This is a genomic window from Gemmobacter denitrificans, assembly GCF_036964905.1.
In the GTDB taxonomy this organism is placed as follows: Bacteria; Pseudomonadota; Alphaproteobacteria; order Rhodobacterales; family Rhodobacteraceae; genus Gemmobacter; species Gemmobacter denitrificans.
In genome coordinates this window covers 42,378-62,039 of record NZ_JBALHR010000012.1, presented here as the reverse complement: position 1 = coordinate 62,039, position 19,662 = coordinate 42,378, and the positions used below count along the sequence as shown (strand labels likewise).

The window sequence follows — 19,662 nt, the reverse complement described above, 5'->3', positions numbered from 1 at the left end:
GAAGGGGGTAATTTGAAGGATTGATTATGGCCCGTGACCCGGCCCTTTGCCTTAATTCCCGGAACAGTATCTGCATGAATCGCCTGATTGTCGAATCTTCCGAAGCGATCTGCCTTGTTGCAGGGGGGGCTGTGCCTGCCCGCGACATGGCCCTTGCGCGCCGCCATGCCCCCGTCGTTGTGGCGGCTGATGGCGGGGCGGACCGGGCGCTTGCACTTGGCGTTGAACCGGTGGCGGTGATCGGGGATCTGGATTCGCTGTCAGATTCGGCGCGCCTGCGGCTGGCGCAGCGACTGCATGAGGTGCCGGAACAGGAAACCACCGATTTCGACAAGGTGCTGCGCCATGTGGCAGCCCCCTTCGTTCTGGCATTGGGTGTGGCGGGGGGGCGGGTTGACCACGCGCTGTCGGTGCTGGCCGGGCTGTTGCGCCATCAGGCGACGCGGCCTGACATGCCCTGTGTGATCCTTGGGCCGCAGGATGTGATCTTTGCCGCCCCGCCCGTCTTGCACATGACAGTTTCGGTGGGGGATCGGGTGTCGCTGTTTCCGATGGTGCCGGTTACTGGGCGGTCGCAAGGGCTGGAATGGCCGATTGATGGGCTGACACTGGCCCCCGATGGCCGGATCGGCACGTCAAACCGCGCCAGCGCACGCCGGGTTGTGATCGAATCCGACCGGCCCGGGCTTCTGGTGATCCTGCCACGGCGGCGGCTTGCTGTGGCGCTGGCAGCACTGATGGCAATACCAGCATAAACGCAGGGTGTAAGAGCCTCCGATCCGGGCGCTTTGGTCGGGTATTCCTGACTTGCCTCGGGTTTCGGCATTTCCCAGACTTTCCGAGCGACCGGCCCCTGCAACCTTTCGGGCCGCGACACCTGACTGGAAAGGACCCGCTTCATGGCCGTATTTCACAGCTGGAACCCCGATCTTGCCGCTGCTGATCTTGAGACTCTTAATCTTGGCGGTCTCTGGGCCGCGCGGACAGACAGCAAATTGGATACTGGCCCGATCACCCATCGCGGTGTGGTCTATGGGGCGCAACTGACCATCACCTTTGATGGACCTGGCAGCCCCCTGCATATTATGGGCGAGGGGTTGACCGTGGATATCAATGGCCGCCTGACCGGTGGGACGGTTTCGGCGCTGGTGATGGGCGGGCAGGTGACAGGACTGGACTATGGCTGGAGCCTGTCCGGTTTCGCACTTGAGGCGGTCCAGTTTTTCGCGGCCTTCCTGACACAGGGCACGCGGGATGACCGCGCGCTCCTTGCGCTTGTTCTGGCGGGTGATGACCGGCTGGACGGGCTGGGTGATGCGCGCCTTTTTGGTGGTGCCGGGCAGGATAGCTTGGGTGCCGGGCGCGGCAATGACACGCTGTTCGGCGGCACAGGCAACGATTCGATCGACGGTTTCTTTGGCGACGACCTGCTATATGGCGGAGCAGGCCATGACACGATCGGCGGGTCTGCCGATGACGATACGGTTTATGGTGGCAGCGGGAATGATGAAATCGGTTTCCGTTCAGGCTTCAATCTGGCCTATGGCGGGGCGGGGAACGATACGATCCGGGGGGGCAGTCAGGCGATTTCCGGCGAAGATGGTGCCAGCCGCTATTTCGGCGGCAGGGGCCATGACTGGATTGTCAACGGCGCAGGGGCCGCGCGCGCCGAGGGCGGATCAGGGCGCGATACGCTGCAGGGCGGCGGTCAGAATGACACGCTGATCGGCGGCACTGCCACCGATGATCTGGCGGGGGGGGACGGCGATGATCGTCTGCTGGGCGGCAGCCACGGCGACCGGCTGTCCGGTGGTGATGGCAATGACCGGTTGTCGGGGGGCAGCGGCCATGACCGGCTGGAGGGCGGGCGTGGCGACGATCGGCTTGCAGGCGACGGCGGGAAAGACAGTCTGGCGGGTGGCGACGGGTCTGACACACTCGCAGGGGGTGCGGGCGATGACCAGTTGGAAGGGGGAACCGGGGCCGATGTCTTTGTGTTTGGCCGGGCAGGGGGCGCAGATCGGATCTCTGATTTCCGCACCGGGATCGAGGCGCTGTTCTTCGATGACGCCCTGCACCTGTCCGGCAGGCTCTGGCGGGGTGACCTGACGGCTGAACAGGTGGTGGCCCGTTTTGCCCGGCTGGATGAAGATGGCAATATCCGGCTGGATTTCGGCGCGGCAGGCACGGTGATCGTGTTGGAAGGTCATGATGACATCGCCGGGCTCGCCGACCATATCATCATTCTGTAAGCCTATGCCGTCGTGCCCTGCCGCGCGACGGCGCGTTCGCGCATAAGGATGTACAACCCTGATCCGGTGATGACGAAAATCCCGGCCCAGGTCATTGCATTCGGGAAATCACCGAAGACCAGATAGCCTAGGGCCACTGCCACCACGATTTCAAAGTAATGCAAGGGGGCCAGCGTGGCCGATGGGGCAAAGCGCAGGGCATAGGTCATGCACATGTGGCTGACAGCGGCCCAGAACCCGACGCCGAACAGCCAAAGCCAGGCCAACCCTTGCGGCATCACCGGATCAAGCATGGCAATACCGCTGCCCTCGGCCCAGAGGATCACCGGCAGGCATAGCGCGATACCCGCCAGCGAGGTGTGCAGCTGCATTGCAACCGGCTGCATCGCTGTGGACATGGCCCGGGTGACCAGCATGTAAAAGGAAAACAGGAAGGCCGTTCCCAGCGGATAGAGCGTGACCAGACCAAAGGTGGCGAAGGCGGGCTGAATCACCAACAGCGCCCCGGCAAAGCCCACGATGCTGGCGGCAATGCGCCGCGGCCCCACCGCATCGCCAAACAGCAGATGACCCAGCAGCAGCAGGATGAAGGGTTCGATGAAGACGATGGCCAGCGCATCGGCCAAGGGCATTTCCGCCAGCGCCGCGATGAAGCAATAGGTGGACAGCACCAGAAATCCGGCTCGCAGCAGCACCAGCCCCGCCATGCGTGGCGACATCCGCCAATCGCTGCGCAGGATCAGGGCCAGCGGCAGCATCAGCGCGCCCTGCACGACAAACCGCGCCAGTGTCACCTGACCAACCGGGATGGTTGCCGCCGCCAGCTTGGCCGCAACATCCAGCAGCGGCGCCAGCACACAGAAGGCCAGCATCAGGGCAACACCGGGAAGGACGCGATCTTGGGTCATGTCACGGGTGTAGCCGCGCACCACGCTTCGGTCCATCGCCGGATTGTCACCGATACAGGCTTTGTTATGGCGGGTTCAGTTTCCCTGAAACCGCCGTCGCGCTTCGGACTCGATATCCAGTCGCAACTGCAGATCGGCCAGATGGGCGCGGGCCTGCCGGATCTCCTCGGCGTCGGTCAGCGATTGCAAGGCGCGGGTCTGGTCTTCCACCGCCTTGCGCAAGGCCACTTCACGCGGCAGAGCGCCTGCTTCGGCCATGATGCGAAAGCCCACGGCCTCCATACTGCCATCGCCCGACAGGTCCAGCGGCTGGCCCGCGCCTTTCAGGTTGTCCAGCTGTCCTTCGGCCTGCGCCTTCAGGATCTGCCGTTCTGCGAGTTCAGACCATTTCATGCGCCTGCCCCTTTCAGCCCCCCCACCGCAAGATGGGGGGCGAAGGGGCTGTGGGCAAGGGCATCAGCAGTTCGGCACGTTCACCGCAAGGCCCCCGAGCGAGGTTTCCTTGTATTTTTCATGCATGTCGTGGCCGGTCTGGCGCATCGTTTCGATGCAGACATCCAGACTGACCAGATGCTGCCCGTCGCCACGCAGGGCAAGGCTGGCGGCAGAAACCGCCTTGATCGCGCCCAGACCGTTACGCTCGATGCAGGGAACCTGCACCAATCCCTTCACCGGATCGCAGGTCATGCCAAGATGATGTTCCAGCGCGATTTCGGCGGCGTTTTCCACCTGTTCCGGGGTGCCGCCCATCACGGCAGCCAGCCCCGCCGCCGCCATCGCCGCAGCACTGCCCACTTCGGCCTGACAGCCACATTCCGCACCCGAAATGCTGGCATTATGCTTGCAGAGCCCCCCGATGGCCGCAGCCGTCAGCAGGAAATCCGGGATCTTCGCGGTCGATGCGCCCGGCACATGGTCGAGATAATAGCGCAGCACAGCCGGCAGCACGCCCGCCGCGCCATTGGTGGGCGCTGTTACCACCTGGCCACCTGCCGCGTTTTCCTCGTTCACCGCCATGGCATAGAGCGACATCCAGTCGTTGATCGTATGGGGCGCGGTCATGTTCAGGCCGCGTTCGGCCAGCAGCGCTTCGTGGATTCCCTTGGCGCGACGGCGCACCTTGAGCCCGCCGGGCAGAATGCCTTCACCCGCCATGCCACGGGTGATGCAATTGTTCATCACCTCCCACAGCCGGGCGATGCCTGCGTCAATTTCGGCCTTGCTGCGGAAGGCCAATTCGTTTTCCAGCTTCATCCGCGCGATGGATTTGCCCGAGGCGCGCGCCATGTCGAGCATCTGGGCTGCAGTTTCAAACGGATAGGGGCAGGCGGCCTTGGGCTTGGCCGCAGCGCCCTGCGCCAGTTCATCTGCCGTCAGCACAAAGCCGCCGCCGATGGAATAATAGGTTTCTTCAAGGATCACGTCGCCTTCGGCATCTGTGGCCTTCAGGATCATGCCATTGGCATGGCCGGGCAGGGCGGGGCCGAAATCGAACAGCATGTCGGTTTTGGGATCGAAGCGCAGCGTGCCAAGGCCAGGCGGGCAGATGGTCTTGGTGGCATGGATCGCCGCCAGGGCCGCCTCGGCCTTGTCATGGTCATAGGTGGCGGGCTCGAACCCTGCCAGACCCAGGATCGTGGCCCGGTCGGTCGCATGGCCCACACCTGTAAAGGCCAGGCTGCCATGCAGTGATGCACGCAGGCCATGGGCGTGGAAGGGGCTGGACTTCAGCGTGGCCAGAAACCGCGCAGCAGCCACCATCGGCCCCATCGTATGCGAAGAGGATGGGCCGATGCCCACCTTGAACATGTCGAAAACCGAAAGGAACATCAGCGCGTGCTCCGCGCTTGGGTGGATCTGGTCATGTGGCGTCTCCCTGCTGGCGCCAATATGGCGGGTTTGCCGCGCGATGCGAGGGGGAAATGCGACATTTGCCCGCCCGATCCGGACGGGTCAGAGCGCGCTGCCCTCGGGCGGGCGGCAGGGCTGTGGTTCGGTGAAGGGCCGGGGGCCAAGGCCTTCGGCCGCAATCAGGGCCGCAACCGATGGCCGGATTTCCAACGCGGCCGCGCGCGCAGCCAAAGCCGGATAATCCGCCAGCCGGAACCAGTCGGGCCGGGTGTAGAGCACAGACCAGCGCAACAGGGCAGCGGCATAAAGGGCCAGCACCGAAGGTGGAGCAAAGAGCGGCGTATCGGCCACCCGGTCAAGCTGGCCGAAATGGGTTTGCATCCGTGCCTGCAACCGGGCGCGATGCCCGTCGTGCCCCTCGGGCCCCACATAAAGATCGGGGTAGAACAGGTGGCGGATATCTGCATGTGCCGTATTCGAAAGGAAAAACAGCCATTTGAGGAAATCCCCCCTTTGGGCCTGCGGCGCAAGTTCGGGATGACGGTCGGCCAGCCACAACAGGATGGCACCGGTTTCTGAAATCGGGCCTTCGTCGGTTTCCAGCACGGGGATCAGCCCGGTCGGGTTCAACCGCCGATAGGCCGCGCTGTCCTGCGCCCTTGTGCTGCGATCCACCAGCGCGGTGCGGAAGGGCAGGCCGGCCTCCAGCAAGGCAAGGCGGATGATGAGCGAGGCATTGTCTGGCGCGTAGTGAAGAACATACATGGCAACCTCCCTGTCACCCCACACAGTGCCGCAAGAGGCCCACCCCGCTTGCCCGAAAGCGACCGTATTTGTTCCGCATGGTTTGGGTAGCTGCTTTTGTCCGAATTGGCCGGCGGCTCTGCGGACGAAGTGAGCTTTCGCTGCGACCACCCCAATGGCGGCTTTTCACTTCGTCTCTAGTTTCATTCACCGTCAACGGCGTCGCGCCCATATTGGGCGCGTAAATCAAACATGAGTTTGTGGACATCTTCATCAATATAAGCGTCAAACCAAGTGCGGATGCCGAGCTGGGTCAAACGTCTTTGATGCTGGAAATCCAACTCGAAACTAAAGCACTGAAGGTTGTAACTCACCAAAACGACGCGGATATCATAGTCTCCGGTCAAGGCCTGCAGCGCCAACTCACGAGATCGCAAACGACGCAAGATGGCTTCCACATGGATGTTCAGGCCCTCAGTTTCCGGAACTCCACTGTTCAGCTTCCAATTCGTGAACCACCGTTTCTTGTGTGGCCCTTTCGTTTGCCAATCATCGCCTTCCGACCATTCCTCATCAGGTTCGAGACCAAGAGCGTCCGAAATTTTCTGTGACGGGCCTTTCCCTTGAATTCCAAGGTAGGCGTATTGTCGATAGGTTTGTGGTTCCAAAGGCATAGTGATTGGTGCCTCTAAGATGTTGCGTTTACTGTCTCGATTGAATGCCTAGCAGACATTCAGCCGTAGCACAGCACCGGTCAGTGTGGGCTCTTCGCGCAAGCGGTCAGGACAGAACTCAAGCATTTCTATCTTTGGCGCAAGCGACCCGTTCAGCACCATTAGGGATTTCTTAACCGGAATCAGTCGAAGTGGGCTTGAACATAAGGGGAACATGATGCGGCTGTTATTGATCCTGTTTGTGCTATGGCCCGGTTTTGCGCTGGCTGACCCTGATCTGCCTGCCTCTGTGAAGGCGCGCATCCTGAAGGCACCTGACCGATGGCTGGCCGAAATGACCCGCCTCGTTGCCGGGTTTGGCGGACCGGCAGGGCTGACGTCCGAAGGGATCGACCGTCACGTCGCGGTGGAACGGGCTGCTGCGCGTGCCAATGCGCTGCGCGATCTGCTCAGCGCGGATCTTGATGGCGATGGCGCTGTCTCGGCGGAAGAAGGGCAAGAGATGAACCTGGTGCTGTCGGCGCGGGGGCGGGGGGCCTGGGCCTTGCGCCAGGCGGCTGCCGATCAGGATGGCAATGGCACCCTGGTTGGCGCCGAAATTGTGGGCTTTGCGCAAGCGCAAGCCCTTGACCGGTTTTCTGACCGGCGGGCCGATGGACTGCGCGCCGTCCTCGCCTTCGATGCAGACGGGGACGGTGCCGTGTCGATTGCGGAACTGCTCAAAGGGGTGGCCACGCTTGTGGACGGGGCCTGATTGCGGGACGGGCGCGGGATAAGCACTCGCACCCGGCGCGGGATTTGCCTATAAGCAGGCAGGATCACGTCTCTGGAGCCCTGCCATGCCCGCCGACCTTTCGCCCATCGACAAGGCCAAATTTGTCGCCGCCAAACGCGCGGTGGACTATGTGGAAACCGGGATGAAGCTGGGTCTGGGCACTGGGTCGACAGCGGCATGGATGGTGCGCTGCCTGGCTGAACGGATCCGTGAAGAAGGGATTCGGGTGGTTGGTGTGCCGACCTCGACCCGCACCGCCGAACTGGCCCGGCAACTCGGTGTGCCGGTCATGTCGTTGGACGAGGCGAAATGGCTGGACCTGACCATTGATGGCGCAGATGAAATCGATGCGCAGATGAACCTGATCAAGGGGGGCGGGGCGGCGCTGCTGCAGGAAAAGATCGTGGCCACCGCCAGTGACCAGATGATCGTGATTGCCGATGCCGCCAAGGAAGTAGGCCATCTGGGGGCCTTTCCTTTGCCGGTCGAGGTGATCCCCTTTGGTTGGCAGACCACCAAGGCGCTGATCGAGGAAACGCTGGTCAGCATGGATGTGCTGAACCGCGATGTGACGCTGCGGATGAATGGCGCGGCACCGTTGGTGACGGATGAGGCCAATTACATCCTTGACCTTCACCTGAAGCGGATCGGCAACCCGCGTCAGCTTTCGTTGGTGCTGAACCAGATCCCGGGTGTGGTGGAAAACGGGCTGTTCATCGACATTTGCGATGTGGTGGTGATCGGCCATAGCGACGGGCGTGTCGCGGTACGCGACATCAATTCCGGCGAAACCAGCGACGACCGCATCGAATTTGCCCCGACCGACAATATCTTCGCCAATATGGACGACTGATCATGGCCTATGACTACGATCTCTTCGTGATCGGCGGCGGTTCGGGCGGCGTGCGCGCGGCGCGTATTGCCAGTGCCGAAGGCAAGGCCCGCGTCGGTCTGGCCGAGGAATCACGGATGGGGGGCACCTGTGTCATCCGGGGCTGCGTGCCGAAAAAGCTGATGGTCTATGCCAGCGAATATCCGGGCACGATGGCCGATGCCCGCGCCTATGGCTGGGAGGTGACGGCCGGCGGTTTCGACTGGTCCCGCTTTCGCAGCCAGCTGGAGACCGAACTGACCCGGCTGGAAAATGCTTATCGCAGCACATTGAAGAATGCCGGGGTCGAAACCTTTGATCTGCGCGCCACGGTGGTGGATGCCCATACCGTGCAATTGGCCGATGGTCGGCGGTTCAGTGCCGGGCATATCCTGATCGCCACCGGAGGGCGCCCCTTTGTGCCCGATGTGCCCGGGGCGGAACTTGCGGTCACCTCGAACGAGATGTTCCATCTGCCTGCGTTGCCTGCCCGCGCGGTCGTGGTGGGCGGCGGCTATATCGCCAGCGAATTTTCCTGTATCCTGAATGGGTTGGGCGTGAAGGTCACCCAGATTTATCGTGGGGCGAAGATCCTGCGTGGCTTTGATGACGAGGCGCGCAGCCATGTGGCCGAAGCCATGGCCGCGAATGGTATCGAGATCCGCTGCAATGCCGATGTGACCGCGCTGGAACAAACAGCAACCGGGATCACCGTGCAATTGACCGAAGGCCGGGTCGAGGCCGATCTTGTGCTTTACGCCACCGGGCGGCGCCCCAACAGCGCCGGGCTGGGGCTGGAGGCGCTTGGTGTGCAGATCGCAGCCAGCGGGGCGATCCAGGTTGACGGCAACAGTCAGACCAGCGTGCCGTCGATCTATGCCGTGGGCGATGTGACCGACCGGATCAACCTGACCCCGGTCGCGATCCGCGAAGGCCATGCCTTTGCCGATACGGTGTTCGGCGGCAAGCCTTGGCAGGCCGATCATGATCTTGTGGCCAGCGCTGTCTTTACCCAGCCGGAACTGGGCAGCGTCGGGCTGAGCGAAGAGGCCGCCCGCGCCACTGGCCCGATCGAGGTTTATGTCGCACGCTTTCGCCCGATGCAGTCGCTGTTTGCCGGGCGCGACGACCGGGTGTTGATGAAATTGGTGGTGGGTCGCGACAGCCGTCGCGTGCTGGGCTGCCATATCGTCGGCCCGGGGGCGGGCGAAATGATCCAGTTGGCCGCCATCGCGGTGAAGATGGGGGCCAGCAAGGAAGATTTCGATCGCACCGTCGCCGTGCACCCGACCATGTCAGAGGAACTGGTGACCATGCGAAGCCCGGTCCGGCGTGACTGATCGCCGCAGGGATCGGGGTGGCTTGATTTTTGCGGCGGAATGACCAGTTAGCAACTAACGGAACAGGACGGGGAACGGCCGATGGCGAATGGTGGACCTTGGGGTGGCGGCGGCGGCGGTGATGACAACCGCGACGGACGCAATGACGGGCGTGGCCCGCGCAGGCCCGCTGGCAATGACGGGCCGCAGATCCCCGAAATCGACGAGATCGTCAAGAAAGGCCAGGAACAACTGCGCGTGCTGATGGGCGGGCGTGGCCGCTCCGGCAATGGTGGCGGTGGCGGTGGGGGCGGCGGCAATCCCGTGGGCCCGATCTTTTCCGCGCAGGGGCTGGCGCTTGGTGCGCTGGTGGCTGTGGGTCTTTGGGGCTTCATGTCCTTCTACACGGTGAAGCCGGAAGAACGTTCGGTCGAATTGTTTCTGGGGGAATTCAGCGCCGTGGGCAATCCGGGGCTGAACTTTGCACCCTGGCCGCTGGTGACGGCTGAAAAGGTTCAGGTGACCGGCGAACGCACCACCGATATCGGCACGGGCAGCAATGGCCAGAATGACAGCGGGCTTATGCTGACGCGCGACCAGAACATCGTGGATATCGAGTTCCAGGTGGTCTGGAATGTGTCGGACCCTTCGGCCTATCTGTTCAACCTTGCCGACCCGACCGATACGATCCGCGCCGTGGCCGAAAGCGCGATGCGCGACATTATCGCCCGGTCGGAACTCGCGCCGGTGCTGAACCGCGATCGCGGGGCGATCGCCGCCGATCTGCGGGCCAATGTGCAGGCCACGCTGGACAGCTACAAGGCCGGGATCAATGTGGTCCGGGTGAACCTTGGCCGGGCCGACCCGCCAGGCGCCGTGATTGATGCCTTCCGTGATGTGCAGGCCGCGCAGCAGGAACGCGACCGGCTGGAAAAAGAGGCCGATGCCTATGCCAACCGTGTAACCGCCGAAGCCCGGGGTGAGGCCGCACGGCTGATGGAGGACGCTGAAGCCTACCGCGCCAAGGTGGTGAATGCCGCCGAGGGTGAGGCCAGCCGCTTCCTGTCGGTCTATGCCGAATATGTGAAGGCGCCCGATGTGACGCGCCAGCGCATGTATCTGGAAACCATGGAAAACGTGCTGGGCCGCATGAACAAGGTGATCCTTGATGGCGTTTCGGGCGAACAGGGGGGCGTGGTGCCCTACCTGCCGCTGAATGACATGATTGCGCCGCGCGCATTGCAGGGGGGCAACTGAGATGGCCAAGGCACAGATCATCCTTCCGGCGCTGTTTGCGCTTGGGGCGCTGGCCCTTTCGTCGGTCTTCATCGTGGATGAACGCGAAAAGGTGCTGGTGCTGCAATTCGGTCAGGTGAAGCAGGAAATCAGCGAACCGGGGCTGGGCTTCAAGGTGCCCTTCATCCAGGACGTTGTGCGCTACGACGACCGTATCCTGGGCTTGCCCACCCCGCCGGCGGAAATCACCCCGCTGGATGACCGCCGCCTGGTGGTCGATGCCTTTGCGCGGTGGCGCATCGTCAATCTGGTCGATTTCCGCGAGGCGGTCGGCTCGGGCGGGGTGGATACCGCCCAGATGCGGCTGCAGAACATCCTGTCGAATGCGATCCGCGAGGTTCTGGGGGCGGTGCCGTCCAACGCCGTGCTGTCGGAAGACCGCACCGCGCTGATGAACCGCATCCGCGACATTGCCCGGCGCGAGGCGAACAGCCTTGGCGTCGATGTGATCGACGTGCGACTGACGCGCACCGACCTGCCGGAACAGAACCTTGAAGCGACGTTCGCCCGGATGCGGGCCGAACGTGAACGCGAGGCGGCGGATGAGCGGGCGCGTGGTGGCGAAGCGGCGCAACGTGTGCGCGCTGCTGCCGACCGTGCCGTGGTCGAACTTACATCCGAGGCGCGCAAGACTGCCGAAGTGGTGCGCGGTGAGGCGGATGCGCAGCGTAACGCGATCTACGCCCAGGCCTTTGGCAAGGACCCGGAATTCTTCGCTTTCACCCGGTCGCTGACGGCTTATGAACGGGCGCTGCGCGAAGGGAACTCCTCCATCGTGATGCAGCCCGACAGCGCGTTCTTCAACTATCTGAATGATGCAAATGGCCGCGCGGCCCCGGCTGCACCCTGACAGACCGGAATACCGAACCGGGCCGCCCTTCGGGGCGGCCTTTTTCTTGCAATGTTTTTCACATGCAGTTGAGGGCGCGCGACGGGGTTTGCATTGCGCGCAACCCCACTTACCTGTTTGCTGTGACCATGATCCCGGCGCGCCCGGGAATGGATTTGCGACCGAAAGGAGTTCTGCGGTGCAATCTCAAGCGATGATCCTGCAATTGCCCCAGCCTGATACCAGGCTGCGGTTGATGCGCCTGCTGGGGGCTTCCCTCCTTGGGGTGGCCCTCGCGCTCGGCTCGGCCGGGCTGACCCATGCGCGCGGCGCCCCCGAAAGCTTTGCCGATCTGGCCCAACAGATCAGCCCTTCGGTGGTGAACATCACCACCTCTGCCGTGGTCGAAGCTTCGACTGATGACATGCCGCGCCTGCCAGAGGGTTCGCCCTTTCAGGATTTCTTTGACCAGTTCCAGAATGATGAAGGAGGGCCGCGCCGGTCCGAGGCGCTTGGCTCGGGCTTTGTCATTTCGGAAGACGGCTATATCGTCACCAACAACCATGTGATCGAAGGTGCCGACGAAATCGAGATCGAGTTCTTCTCGGGGGACCGTCTGCCGGCCAAGCTGGTGGGCACCGATCCCAAGACCGATATCGCGCTCTTGAAGGTGGACAGCAGCAAGCCCCTGCCTTTCGTCAATTTCGGGGATAGCGATCTAATGCGCGTGGGCGATTGGGTCGTGGCCATGGGCAACCCGCTGGGACAGGGCTTTTCGGTCAGCGCGGGCATCGTGTCGGCCCGCAATCGTGCGCTGAGCGGCACCTATGATGACTATATCCAGACCGACGCTGCCATCAACAAGGGCAATTCGGGTGGGCCGTTGTTCAATATGGATGGTCAGGTGATTGGGGTGAATACCGCGATCCTGTCGCCGACAGGCGGGTCGATCGGCATCGGCTTTTCGATGGCATCGAATGTGGTGACCAAGGTGGTCGATCAGCTGCGCGAATTCGGCGAAACCCGGCGCGGCTGGCTGGGCGTGCGGATTCAGGACGTGACACCGGATGTGGCCGAGGCGATGAACCTTGCAACCGCTGCAGGGGCGCTGATCACCGATGTGCCGGATGGCCCGGCCAAGGATGCGGGCATGCTGGCGGGCGATGTGATCACGATGTTTGATGGCAAGCCGATCAAGGATGTCCGGGATCTGACGCGCCGTGTGGCCGATGCCCCGGTGGGCGAGGCCGTGCGCGTGGAGGTGCTGCGCGAAGGCAAGTCAGAATCCCTGACCGTGACCCTGGGCCGTCGCGAAGAGGCCGAGGCCGTCGAAACCTCTGCCAAGCCCGGCGAGGCCCCCGCCCCGAAAGAGGCCGAACTTCTGGGCATGACCCTGGCCCCGCTGACGGCTGACAGCCGCAAGGCGCTTGGCCTTTCGGCAGATGCGCAGGGGCTGGTGGTCACCAAGGTCGATGCCGCGTCGGAGGCCTATGGCAAGGGGCTGCGCGAAGGCGATCTGATCACCGAGGCCGGCCAGCAGAAGGTGCAGCGCATCAAGGATCTGGAGGACCGTCTGGCCGAGGCCAAGGAAGCCGGGCGCAAGTCGATCTTGCTGCTGATCCGCCGGGGCGGCGATCCGCGCTTTGTGGCGCTGCCGCTGGAATAAGCCGGGCCGTCAGGCCACGCGACGCAACACAGGACGGCGGCAGGATCACCCTGCCGCCGTTTTGCATGTGGGGATCAGCCGATTTCGCGCAGAAGGCGCGTGCGGAACGAAGCCATCCATTCTGCGGCCTCCTCCGCCATGCGGCGGCCTTCGGCGGTCTGCATGGTCTGGACGATGGGGAACAGCTTCACTTCCAGATGATCCAGCGCAAAGGCGCGATCATCCAGCGGACGGTTTTGGGCCAGAGGGTCACCCGAATCGAACAGTGCGCCGCCCATGGCACCTGCAACACTGAACATGCGGGCAATGCCAAGGGCGCCAAGCGCCTCAAGCCGGTCGGCATCCTGCAGGATGCGCGCCTCCAGCGTTTCGGGGGCAATCCCGGCAGAAAAGCTGTGCGCGGCAATGGCATGGGCAACCGCGTTCAGCTTTTCGGGCGGAAAATCGGTCTGCGCCAGCCAGGTGCAGGCAAATTCGGCCGACAGTCGCGAGGCCTGCGCCCGGTCGGGATGGTTTTTCGGCAGGTTCACCACATCGTGGAAGATCGCGGCCGCCAGCAGGACTTCGGCATCCGCCTCCGGGTGATCCAGCGCGATGCGCTGGCAATTGCGCCAGACCCGGCGCAGATGGCCCAGATCATGCGCGGCATCGCGTGCCGCCCCCCAATGGGCCAGCACGGCGGCCTCATAGGTGGCCTGTCTTTCGGTCGGGGTCACAAATCCTCCAATGCCGTGGCGATGATGCCAAGGCTGCGCGCCCCGGCCAATGAGATGACCGGACTGTCCAGCCCGAGCGGTTCCTGAAAACGGCGGATCGCATCGCGCGTGGCGGCATCCATCATCCCGGTCACTGGTTGCAGGAAATATCCCCGGGCCTTCAGCGCACGCTGCAGGGTGGCGATGAAGTCCACCGTCATCGCCTCGGCGCAGGGGGTGCGGAAATGTACCACCGTGCGATCCTGCACCATGCGCTGACGGGTTTCTGTGCTGATCTGCGCGGGGCTGATCACCCGGCCCGTGGCATCGGTCACGGCGGGGGCAAGGATCACCTGTTCGCTGACCGTTTCGATGATCGCAGGTGTGACATCGGTGGCCCAGCATTCGCCGGGCTTGCCTTTCGGGGGGGGCGTATCGGGATCGCGCGGGCGGATGATTTCAGCCCCCAGATCAGCATTGCCGGGCGCGACCGGCACACCCCCCGGCGTGCAGGCGGAAAGAAGCGCCGCCGCGATCATTGCTGTCATGCCTGTACGGCCCATACTGCCCCGTTGTTCGCGTGCCGGTTGATCCGGCCTTGACCGGCTGCAAGATAGCGGCATTCCACGGGCGGCGAAAGAGGCGTGGCAATGTCGCAGGCGCACTGGAAGCCCTGCGCCGAATGTCCTATGTGTTGCGCAAAGGAAGTGATCGAAGGGTCCGTCGAAATGGCGAAAATCACCTATGTGGAACATGGTGGCAAGCAGCATGTGATCGAGGTCGCAAATGGCCTGACCGTGATGGAAGGCGCGCGCGACAATGGCGTGCCGGGGATCGAGGCCGATTGCGGCGGTGCCTGCGCCTGTTCCACCTGCCATGTCTATGTCGCGCCGGAATGGGTGGATCGTCTGCCCAAGAAAGACGCGATGGAAGAGGACATGCTGGATTTCGCCTGGCAACCCGATCCTGTTCGCTCGCGCCTGACCTGCCAGTTGAAGGTCAGCGATGCGCTGGACGGGCTGGTGGTGCAACTGCCCGAAAAGCAGATCTGATCTAATTGGTCTTGCGCGCGGGCAGGAAGGGCAGGGGCGCCACTGGCACCCCGTCTTCCAGCAGCTTGCGGGCCTCATCCGGGCGGGCTTCGCCATAGATCGCCCGGGTCGGGGCCTCGCCATCATGGATGGCGCGGGCTTCGGCGGCGAAGTTCATCCCGACATATTCCGAATTCGCCTCGATCTCGGCGCGCAGGGCTGCCATGGCCTGTTCGATCTGGGATTGCGGTTCAGCCAGGGGGCGCGTGGCGGAAACCGCCGGGGCCATCAGCGCCTTTTCCACCTTGGCACTTCCGCAGACGGCGCAAGACACCAGACCACGCCGCTGCAAATCGTCAAAGGCCGCACCACTGGCGAACCAGCTGTCGAAATCATGCCCTTCGGCGCAGTGCAGCGAAAATCGGATCATCGCAGGGGTCTTTCGGGCGGATCAAATCCAGAGGTGGCGTTGATCCCGGTCATGGTCAAGGCAAGGCGGGAAGATCGGCCAAACCCTCCAGCCTGGCCAAAATGCGCTTCAAACCGGGTTCGGCCACTTTGCGCGCGGCCTTGGCCGGCGAAAACCACTTGCGACGGCGCTGCCGCATTTCGGGGAAGCGGTTTGCGAGCTTTTCGACCCACAGCGGAAACACCTCCACCTGACAAGGCACGGTTTCGCCCGGTGCGTCGCTTTTGCCAAGGTTCTTGTCATAGCTGTAGTCACCGATCGGCCGGTCGGTGGGTTTGCCTTCGACACCGGCTTCTTCCCAGGCCTCGCGGGCGGCGGAATGTGCCGGGTCCAGATCCTTCATCGGCCAGCCTTTGGGGATCACCCAACGGCCGGTATCGCGGCTTGTCACCAGCAAAACTTCAATCCCGGCGTCGCCACGACGCCAGCACAGCGCCCCATATTGCTGCCGGGGCGCTTCCCCCCGGTTTTCTAGGGGGCGCGGGGTACCATCAACCATCATCACCAAATGCCTGCCGAAGTCCTCAATTCCACGTCGCCGGGATCGCCGCGTCGCGATACGTCCGTTTTATCCTGATCCGCAAGAATAGGTATTTTGTTAATGCATTGCCAGCAGGCATTGGGATTTTTTCGGGTTTGACGCCATTTCCTGCCAAGCTAGCTTTGACACAGGGCAGCGGCGGAGAATGGCGATGCGCATCGGGCGGCGAGGGATTGTTGTGGGTCTGGGCCTTCTGGCGGCGGGCATGGGTCATGCAGGCGACGGGGCGGCACCGACATTCCGCTTTGCCGCGATCGAGGGGGGCGAGATTGATACCGCAGGCTGGCGGGGGCGCCCGGTTCTGGTGGTCAACACGGCCTCACTATGCGGGTTCACCCCGCAATTCGACGGGCTGCAGGCCCTGCAAGACCGATATGGGGCGGCGGGGCTGGTGGTGCTGGCCGTGCCATCCGATGACTTCCGGCAAGAACTGTCGGACGCGTCAGCGGTCAAGGAATTCTGTGCCGTGAATTTTGACCTGACCCTGCCAATGACCACCATCACGCCGGTGCTGGGGCGCGGGGCGCATCCGTTCTATCGCTGGATGGCGGATGACCATGGCTTTGTGCCGGGTTGGAATTTCAACAAGGTGCTGCTTGGGCCGGATGGCCAGCCCGTCGGCACCTGGGGATCGGCGGCCCGGCCCCTGGGTGGGGCCATCGAAGCCGCGATCAAGGCGCAATTGGGGTGACAGGCCCGATCTTTCTGGGATCGGACATTTATCGCGGCTCGTCCTACGGGCCGCGTCATCCGTTGCGGGTGCCGCGGGTGCCCGTGGCAACCGATCTGTGCCGGGCGCTTGGCTGGTTTGGCCCGGGCCGCTATCGCAACAGCCCGCGCGCCAAGCCGGCGGCGCTGTCGCTCTGGCACCATCCGGCCTATGTCGCGGCCCTGCAAGAGGCCGAGGCGCTTACCCGTGCTGGCCAGCCTTTGCCCGAGGAATGGCGGGCACGGTTCGGGCTGGGAACGCTGTCGAACCCGGCCTATCCCGAGATGTTTCGCCGCCCTGCCACCGGGGCCGGGGGGATGCTCTGGGCGGCGGAATGGTTGGCCACACGCGCCGCTGGGGCGGTGCATGTGCCGGGTGCGGGGACGCATCACGGCCTGCCTGATCGGGCGGCAGGCTTTTGCTATCTCAATGACGTGGTGCTGGGCGTGAAGGCGCTGCAGCATCTGGGTCTGACGCGGCTGGCCTATATCGACATTGATGCCCATCACGGCGACGGGGTGGAACTGGCCTTCGCGGGCCAGCCTGATGTGCTGGTGATCTCGGTCCATGAAGAGGGGCGCTGGCCCTTTACCGGGGCCTTGCGCGATGATGCCGGGGGCAATGCCTTCAACTTGCCGGTGCCCAAGGGGTTCAACGATACCGAAATGGCGGCGGTGCTGGATCGGTTGATCCTGCCCCGCGTGGCCGCCCATCAGCCGCAGGCCATCGTGCTGCAATGCGGGGCTGACGGCGTGGAGGAAGACCCGCTGGCGCGGCTCTCCCTGTCAAACCGGGCACACCTGTCCGTCCTGAAGGCGCTGCGCCCGCTTGCGCCCCGGCTGATCGTGACGGGCGGCGGCGGCTATAATCCCTGGACGGTGGGCCGGTTATGGGCGGCGATCTGGGGTGTCCTGTCGGGACAAGAACTGCCGGATCGCCTGCCGCCCGATGCGGTGGCGGTGCTGGCGGCGCTGGATTGGCAAGGAGGGGGCCGCCCTCCACCTGCGCCTGCCCTTCTGACCACGCTGGTCGATGCGCCGCGCGACGGGCCGCTGCGCCCGCAGATCCGCGACCGGCTGGATCGGCTGGCCCTGCGCCCCGATCCGGCCCATTTGGCAGGAACGTCGCGCAACCCCTTGCCCGTCGGCTGAAATTCGCTCACCTTCCCCGTCATGATCCGCAGCTTCATCGCCCTGCCCATTCCCGAGGACATCTGCCAGAAGCTGCGCCTGCTGCAGTTTCTGCTGCCCTTGCCCGCCCGGGTGGAGCCCGAGGATTTTCACCTGACCCTGGCCTTTCTGGGCGATCAGCCCGTGGATCGGCTGGAAGAGGTGCATGACGGGCTGGAACGTCTGGCTGCGCCGCCCTTTCCCATGCTGCTGGAAGGGGTGGGGCTGTTTGGCGGGGCCAAGCCGCGTATCGCCTTTGCAGCGCTGCCACCCAATCCGGCGCTGATCCATCTTCAGGCCAAGGTGGCGCGCGTGGCCGTGGCGGCCGGGATATCAATCCCGGCGCGGGGGTTTACCCCGCATGTCACGCTGGGCCGTTTCGATCCGCCCGCGCCCGATGCGGCATTGCGTCTGGAACGCGCTGTAGCGGCAGAACAGGGGTTTCGTGCCGGGCCATGGCTGGCGTCGGAACTGGTCTTGTATGCCAGCCATCCCAAGGCCAAGGGACAGCGGTATGAACGCCTGTCCACCTATCCTCTGGCCTGATCGATCAGCGCCAGCACCCGCGTCAGCAGAGCCGCCGTGTCTTGCCCTCCGGCCAGAACCTGCCGGGCTTGCGCGGCAAGTCTGGCCTGCAGGTCAGCATTCAGCCCGGCCAATGCAAGGCCAAGCCCCTGCACATTGGCCACGGAAATCGCCCCTTCAGCCTGGTCAAGATGTTGGAAGATTTCAAGAAAGTTCGATGTTGAAGGACCATGCAGCAGCGCCGATCCATGGGCGGCGGGTTCAAAAGGCGTATGGCCCCCGCGATCTGCAAAGCTGCCGCCGATCACCGTTGCCCCCGCCATGCCATACCAGGCCCCCATTTCCCCCAGCGTATCGGCCAGATAGACTGCGGTGCCCGGCCCCGGTGTCTCACCCTGGGATCTGATCGCGAAATCCAGCCCGCGCGCCGCGATCATCGCCGCCACGGCAGCGCTGCGCCGGGGGTGACGCGGGGCAAGTATCAGCAGATCGAACTGCGCCCGTGCCGCCATGAAGGCGTCCAGCATGATGTCTTCCTCGCCCTCATGGGTCGAGGCCGCCAGCAGGATGCGGTGGCGGGGGCTGGGCGAGGGAAAGGGCGGGGGGACCGGATCGGCCTGCAGGGCCGCGGCCTTCAGCATCAGCCGGGGGGCCAAACGGTCGGCTGGCAAGCCAAGCGCGCAGAGCCGCGCCTCCGATCCGGCATCCTGCGCCGAAACCAGCGCAAAACGGTGCAAGGTCGCGGCGATCAGATGCGGTGCCAGCCGCTGCCAATTCCGGGCCGATCCCGCTGACATTCGCGCTCCAAGCCCGATCACCGGCCCCGGCATCCGGGCTATGCGTTCGGGCCAAAGCTCGTTTTCCAGCAGGATCAGCGCCTTGGCCTGTGTTCTTGCCAACAGGCGTGCCACGCAGCCCGGTGTATCGAACGGCGCCAATTGCGCCTGCACCCCCGGCAGGCCCCAGTCTGCCACCATCTGCCGCGCCGTTTCGGTGTTGCTGGTGACAAGCACCGCCAGACCCGGTCGCGCCGCGATGATCTGCGCCAGCAGAGGCCGCACCGATGTCAGCTCGCCATTCGACGCCCCATGCAGCCAAACGTCGGCGCGGGGCGCTGTCAGGCCCAAACGGGCCCGTCCTGCGCCCGGTCCGACAAGCCCGCGCAACCGCTGCACCAGCAGATACGCCAGCAGCAACGGCAGGATGGCCCGCATGATGATCCGGTACAGCCGCACCTGTGCCCCTTTCTGATCCGCCCCGACATAGGCCCCATGGGCCCCGGCCTGCAAGAGCCTTGCGGCTTGGCAGGCGTGGCCAGCCCTGCCATGTTGCGCGCAA

At 64.0% G+C, this 19,662-nt stretch carries 22 protein-coding genes; 12 read left to right on the top strand and 10 right to left on the bottom strand.

All coding sequences use genetic code 11. The features are described 5' to 3' along the window. The first annotated feature begins 74 nt into the window (after positions 1–74). Both V6590_RS16475 and V6590_RS16470 read left to right on the top strand, forming a co-directional pair. Positions 75–755, top strand: coding sequence for a thiamine diphosphokinase (locus V6590_RS16475; protein ID WP_335424773.1), 681 nt, complete (start codon positions 75–77; stop codon positions 753–755). A gap of 144 nt (positions 756–899) precedes the next feature. Continuing rightward, positions 900–2,252, top strand: a complete 1,353-nt coding sequence (locus V6590_RS16470; RefSeq protein WP_335424772.1) for a calcium-binding protein — start codon at positions 900–902, stop codon at positions 2,250–2,252. A 2-nt stretch (positions 2,253–2,254) separates the two neighbouring features. Here V6590_RS16470 and V6590_RS16465 read toward each other — a convergent pair whose 3' ends face one another. The 5 genes from V6590_RS16465 to V6590_RS16445 all read right to left on the bottom strand — a co-directional run bounded on the left by V6590_RS16465 (position 2,255) and on the right by V6590_RS16445 (position 6,429). Continuing rightward, positions 2,255–3,196: a DMT family transporter gene (locus V6590_RS16465; protein WP_335424771.1), complete on the bottom strand. Its 942-nt coding sequence runs from the start codon at positions 3,194–3,196 to the stop codon at positions 2,255–2,257. 39 nt (positions 3,197–3,235) lie between these two features. Beyond that, positions 3,236–3,553, bottom strand: coding sequence for a DnaJ family domain-containing protein (locus V6590_RS16460; protein WP_335424770.1), 318 nt, complete (start codon positions 3,551–3,553; stop codon positions 3,236–3,238). A gap of 63 nt (positions 3,554–3,616) precedes the next feature. Beyond that, positions 3,617–4,990, bottom strand: a complete 1,374-nt coding sequence (locus tag V6590_RS16455; protein ID WP_335424769.1) for an L-serine ammonia-lyase — start codon at positions 4,988–4,990, stop codon at positions 3,617–3,619. A gap of 123 nt (positions 4,991–5,113) precedes the next feature. Next, positions 5,114–5,776, bottom strand: coding sequence for a glutathione S-transferase family protein (locus V6590_RS16450; protein ID WP_335424768.1), 663 nt, complete (start codon positions 5,774–5,776; stop codon positions 5,114–5,116). Between the two features lie 182 nt (positions 5,777–5,958). Then, positions 5,959–6,429, bottom strand: coding sequence for a DUF4279 domain-containing protein (locus tag V6590_RS16445; RefSeq protein WP_335424767.1), 471 nt, complete (start codon positions 6,427–6,429; stop codon positions 5,959–5,961). Between the two features lie 217 nt (positions 6,430–6,646). Between V6590_RS16445 and V6590_RS16440 the strand changes: the two genes are divergently transcribed. The 6 genes from V6590_RS16440 to V6590_RS16415 all read left to right on the top strand — a co-directional run bounded on the left by V6590_RS16440 (position 6,647) and on the right by V6590_RS16415 (position 13,185). Continuing rightward, positions 6,647–7,183: an EF-hand domain-containing protein gene (locus V6590_RS16440; protein ID WP_335424766.1), complete on the top strand. Its 537-nt coding sequence runs from the start codon at positions 6,647–6,649 to the stop codon at positions 7,181–7,183. An 85-nt stretch (positions 7,184–7,268) separates the two neighbouring features. Further along, positions 7,269–8,057 (top strand): ribose-5-phosphate isomerase RpiA, encoded by a 789-nt coding sequence (gene rpiA, locus V6590_RS16435; protein WP_335424765.1) that lies wholly within the window; start codon positions 7,269–7,271, stop codon positions 8,055–8,057. Between the two features lie 2 nt (positions 8,058–8,059). After that, the gene (gene gor, locus V6590_RS16430) at positions 8,060–9,415 is read left to right on the top strand and encodes a glutathione-disulfide reductase (RefSeq protein WP_335424764.1); all 1,356 of its coding nucleotides are present in this window, start codon (positions 8,060–8,062) and stop codon (positions 9,413–9,415) included. An 81-nt stretch (positions 9,416–9,496) separates the two neighbouring features. Beyond that, complete coding sequence (hflK, locus tag V6590_RS16425) at positions 9,497–10,651, top strand: FtsH protease activity modulator HflK (protein ID WP_335424763.1); 1,155 nt, start codon at positions 9,497–9,499, stop codon at positions 10,649–10,651. Position 10,652: 1 nt separating this feature from the next. Next, complete coding sequence (gene hflC / locus V6590_RS16420) at positions 10,653–11,540, top strand: protease modulator HflC (RefSeq protein ID WP_335424762.1); 888 nt, start codon at positions 10,653–10,655, stop codon at positions 11,538–11,540. A 178-nt stretch (positions 11,541–11,718) separates the two neighbouring features. After that, positions 11,719–13,185 (top strand): DegQ family serine endoprotease, encoded by a 1,467-nt coding sequence (locus V6590_RS16415; RefSeq protein ID WP_434063275.1) that lies wholly within the window; start codon positions 11,719–11,721, stop codon positions 13,183–13,185. 74 nt (positions 13,186–13,259) lie between these two features. Here V6590_RS16415 and V6590_RS16410 read toward each other — a convergent pair whose 3' ends face one another. Beyond that, complete coding sequence (locus tag V6590_RS16410; protein WP_335424761.1) at positions 13,260–13,901, bottom strand: HD domain-containing protein; 642 nt, start codon at positions 13,899–13,901, stop codon at positions 13,260–13,262. Continuing rightward, positions 13,898–14,428 (bottom strand): peptidoglycan-binding domain-containing protein, encoded by a 531-nt coding sequence (locus V6590_RS16405; protein ID WP_335424760.1) that lies wholly within the window; start codon positions 14,426–14,428, stop codon positions 13,898–13,900. Before V6590_RS16405 ends, V6590_RS16410 begins: the two co-directional genes overlap by 4 nt. 180 nt (positions 14,429–14,608) lie before the next feature. Between V6590_RS16405 and V6590_RS16400 the strand changes: the two genes are divergently transcribed. Then, positions 14,609–14,932 (top strand): 2Fe-2S iron-sulfur cluster-binding protein, encoded by a 324-nt coding sequence (locus V6590_RS16400; protein ID WP_335424759.1) that lies wholly within the window; start codon positions 14,609–14,611, stop codon positions 14,930–14,932. Position 14,933: 1 nt separating this feature from the next. Here V6590_RS16400 and V6590_RS16395 read toward each other — a convergent pair whose 3' ends face one another. Continuing rightward, on the bottom strand, positions 14,934–15,341 hold the full coding sequence (locus V6590_RS16395; protein WP_335424758.1) for a DUF1178 family protein: 408 nt from the start codon (positions 15,339–15,341) through the stop codon (positions 14,934–14,936). 55 nt (positions 15,342–15,396) lie between these two features. Continuing rightward, positions 15,397–15,882, bottom strand: coding sequence for an NUDIX hydrolase (locus V6590_RS16390; protein WP_335424757.1), 486 nt, complete (start codon positions 15,880–15,882; stop codon positions 15,397–15,399). Between the two features lie 184 nt (positions 15,883–16,066). Between V6590_RS16390 and V6590_RS16385 the strand changes: the two genes are divergently transcribed. From V6590_RS16385 to thpR, 3 genes are read left to right on the top strand one after another with little or no spacing between them, the layout of a single operon-like run. After that, the gene (locus tag V6590_RS16385; RefSeq protein ID WP_434063274.1) at positions 16,067–16,612 is read left to right on the top strand and encodes a glutathione peroxidase; all 546 of its coding nucleotides are present in this window, start codon (positions 16,067–16,069) and stop codon (positions 16,610–16,612) included. Next, entirely contained in the window at positions 16,609–17,781 is a 1,173-nt protein-coding gene (locus tag V6590_RS16380) for an acetoin utilization protein AcuC (protein ID WP_335424756.1), read from the top strand. The genes V6590_RS16385 and V6590_RS16380 overlap by 4 nt, the downstream gene beginning before the upstream one ends. 21 nt (positions 17,782–17,802) lie before the next feature. Then, complete coding sequence (gene thpR / locus V6590_RS16375) at positions 17,803–18,345, top strand: RNA 2',3'-cyclic phosphodiesterase (protein WP_335424755.1); 543 nt, start codon at positions 17,803–17,805, stop codon at positions 18,343–18,345. On the opposite strand, the gene V6590_RS16370 is transcribed toward thpR, so the two are convergent. Beyond that, positions 18,330–19,613 (bottom strand): 3-deoxy-D-manno-octulosonic acid transferase, encoded by a 1,284-nt coding sequence (locus tag V6590_RS16370; RefSeq protein ID WP_335424754.1) that lies wholly within the window; start codon positions 19,611–19,613, stop codon positions 18,330–18,332. The genes thpR and V6590_RS16370 overlap by 16 nt on opposite strands. Between the last annotated feature and the right edge of the window lie 49 nt (positions 19,614–19,662).

Excerpts from the sequence above, each read along its gene's own strand:
- V6590_RS16470 (WP_335424772.1), top strand. The coding sequence starts at position 900 with ATGGCCGTATTTCACAGCTGGAACCCCGATCTTGCCGCTGCTGATCTT.
- V6590_RS16465 (WP_335424771.1), bottom strand. The coding sequence starts at position 3,196 with ATGGACCGAAGCGTGGTGCGCGGCTACACCCGTGACATGACCCAAGAT.
- hflC (WP_335424762.1), top strand. The coding sequence starts at position 10,653 with ATGGCCAAGGCACAGATCATCCTTCCGGCGCTGTTTGCGCTTGGGGCG.
- V6590_RS16405 (WP_335424760.1), bottom strand. The coding sequence starts at position 14,428 with ATGACAGCAATGATCGCGGCGGCGCTTCTTTCCGCCTGCACGCCGGGG.
- thpR (WP_335424755.1), top strand. The coding sequence starts at position 17,803 with ATGATCCGCAGCTTCATCGCCCTGCCCATTCCCGAGGACATCTGCCAG.
- V6590_RS16450 (WP_335424768.1), bottom strand. The coding sequence starts at position 5,776 with ATGTATGTTCTTCACTACGCGCCAGACAATGCCTCGCTCATCATCCGC.
- V6590_RS16445 (WP_335424767.1), bottom strand. The coding sequence starts at position 6,429 with ATGCCTTTGGAACCACAAACCTATCGACAATACGCCTACCTTGGAATT.
- V6590_RS16475 (WP_335424773.1), top strand. The coding sequence starts at position 75 with ATGAATCGCCTGATTGTCGAATCTTCCGAAGCGATCTGCCTTGTTGCA.
- hflK (WP_335424763.1), top strand. The coding sequence starts at position 9,497 with ATGGCGAATGGTGGACCTTGGGGTGGCGGCGGCGGCGGTGATGACAAC.
- rpiA (WP_335424765.1), top strand. The coding sequence starts at position 7,269 with ATGCCCGCCGACCTTTCGCCCATCGACAAGGCCAAATTTGTCGCCGCC.
- V6590_RS16395 (WP_335424758.1), bottom strand. The coding sequence starts at position 15,341 with ATGATCCGATTTTCGCTGCACTGCGCCGAAGGGCATGATTTCGACAGC.
- V6590_RS16390 (WP_335424757.1), bottom strand. The coding sequence starts at position 15,882 with ATGATGGTTGATGGTACCCCGCGCCCCCTAGAAAACCGGGGGGAAGCG.
- gor (WP_335424764.1), top strand. The coding sequence starts at position 8,060 with ATGGCCTATGACTACGATCTCTTCGTGATCGGCGGCGGTTCGGGCGGC.
- V6590_RS16440 (WP_335424766.1), top strand. The coding sequence starts at position 6,647 with ATGCGGCTGTTATTGATCCTGTTTGTGCTATGGCCCGGTTTTGCGCTG.
- V6590_RS16460 (WP_335424770.1), bottom strand. The coding sequence starts at position 3,553 with ATGAAATGGTCTGAACTCGCAGAACGGCAGATCCTGAAGGCGCAGGCC.
- V6590_RS16400 (WP_335424759.1), top strand. The coding sequence starts at position 14,609 with ATGGCGAAAATCACCTATGTGGAACATGGTGGCAAGCAGCATGTGATC.
- V6590_RS16455 (WP_335424769.1), bottom strand. The coding sequence starts at position 4,990 with ATGTTCCTTTCGGTTTTCGACATGTTCAAGGTGGGCATCGGCCCATCC.
- V6590_RS16385 (WP_434063274.1), top strand. The coding sequence starts at position 16,067 with ATGGCGATGCGCATCGGGCGGCGAGGGATTGTTGTGGGTCTGGGCCTT.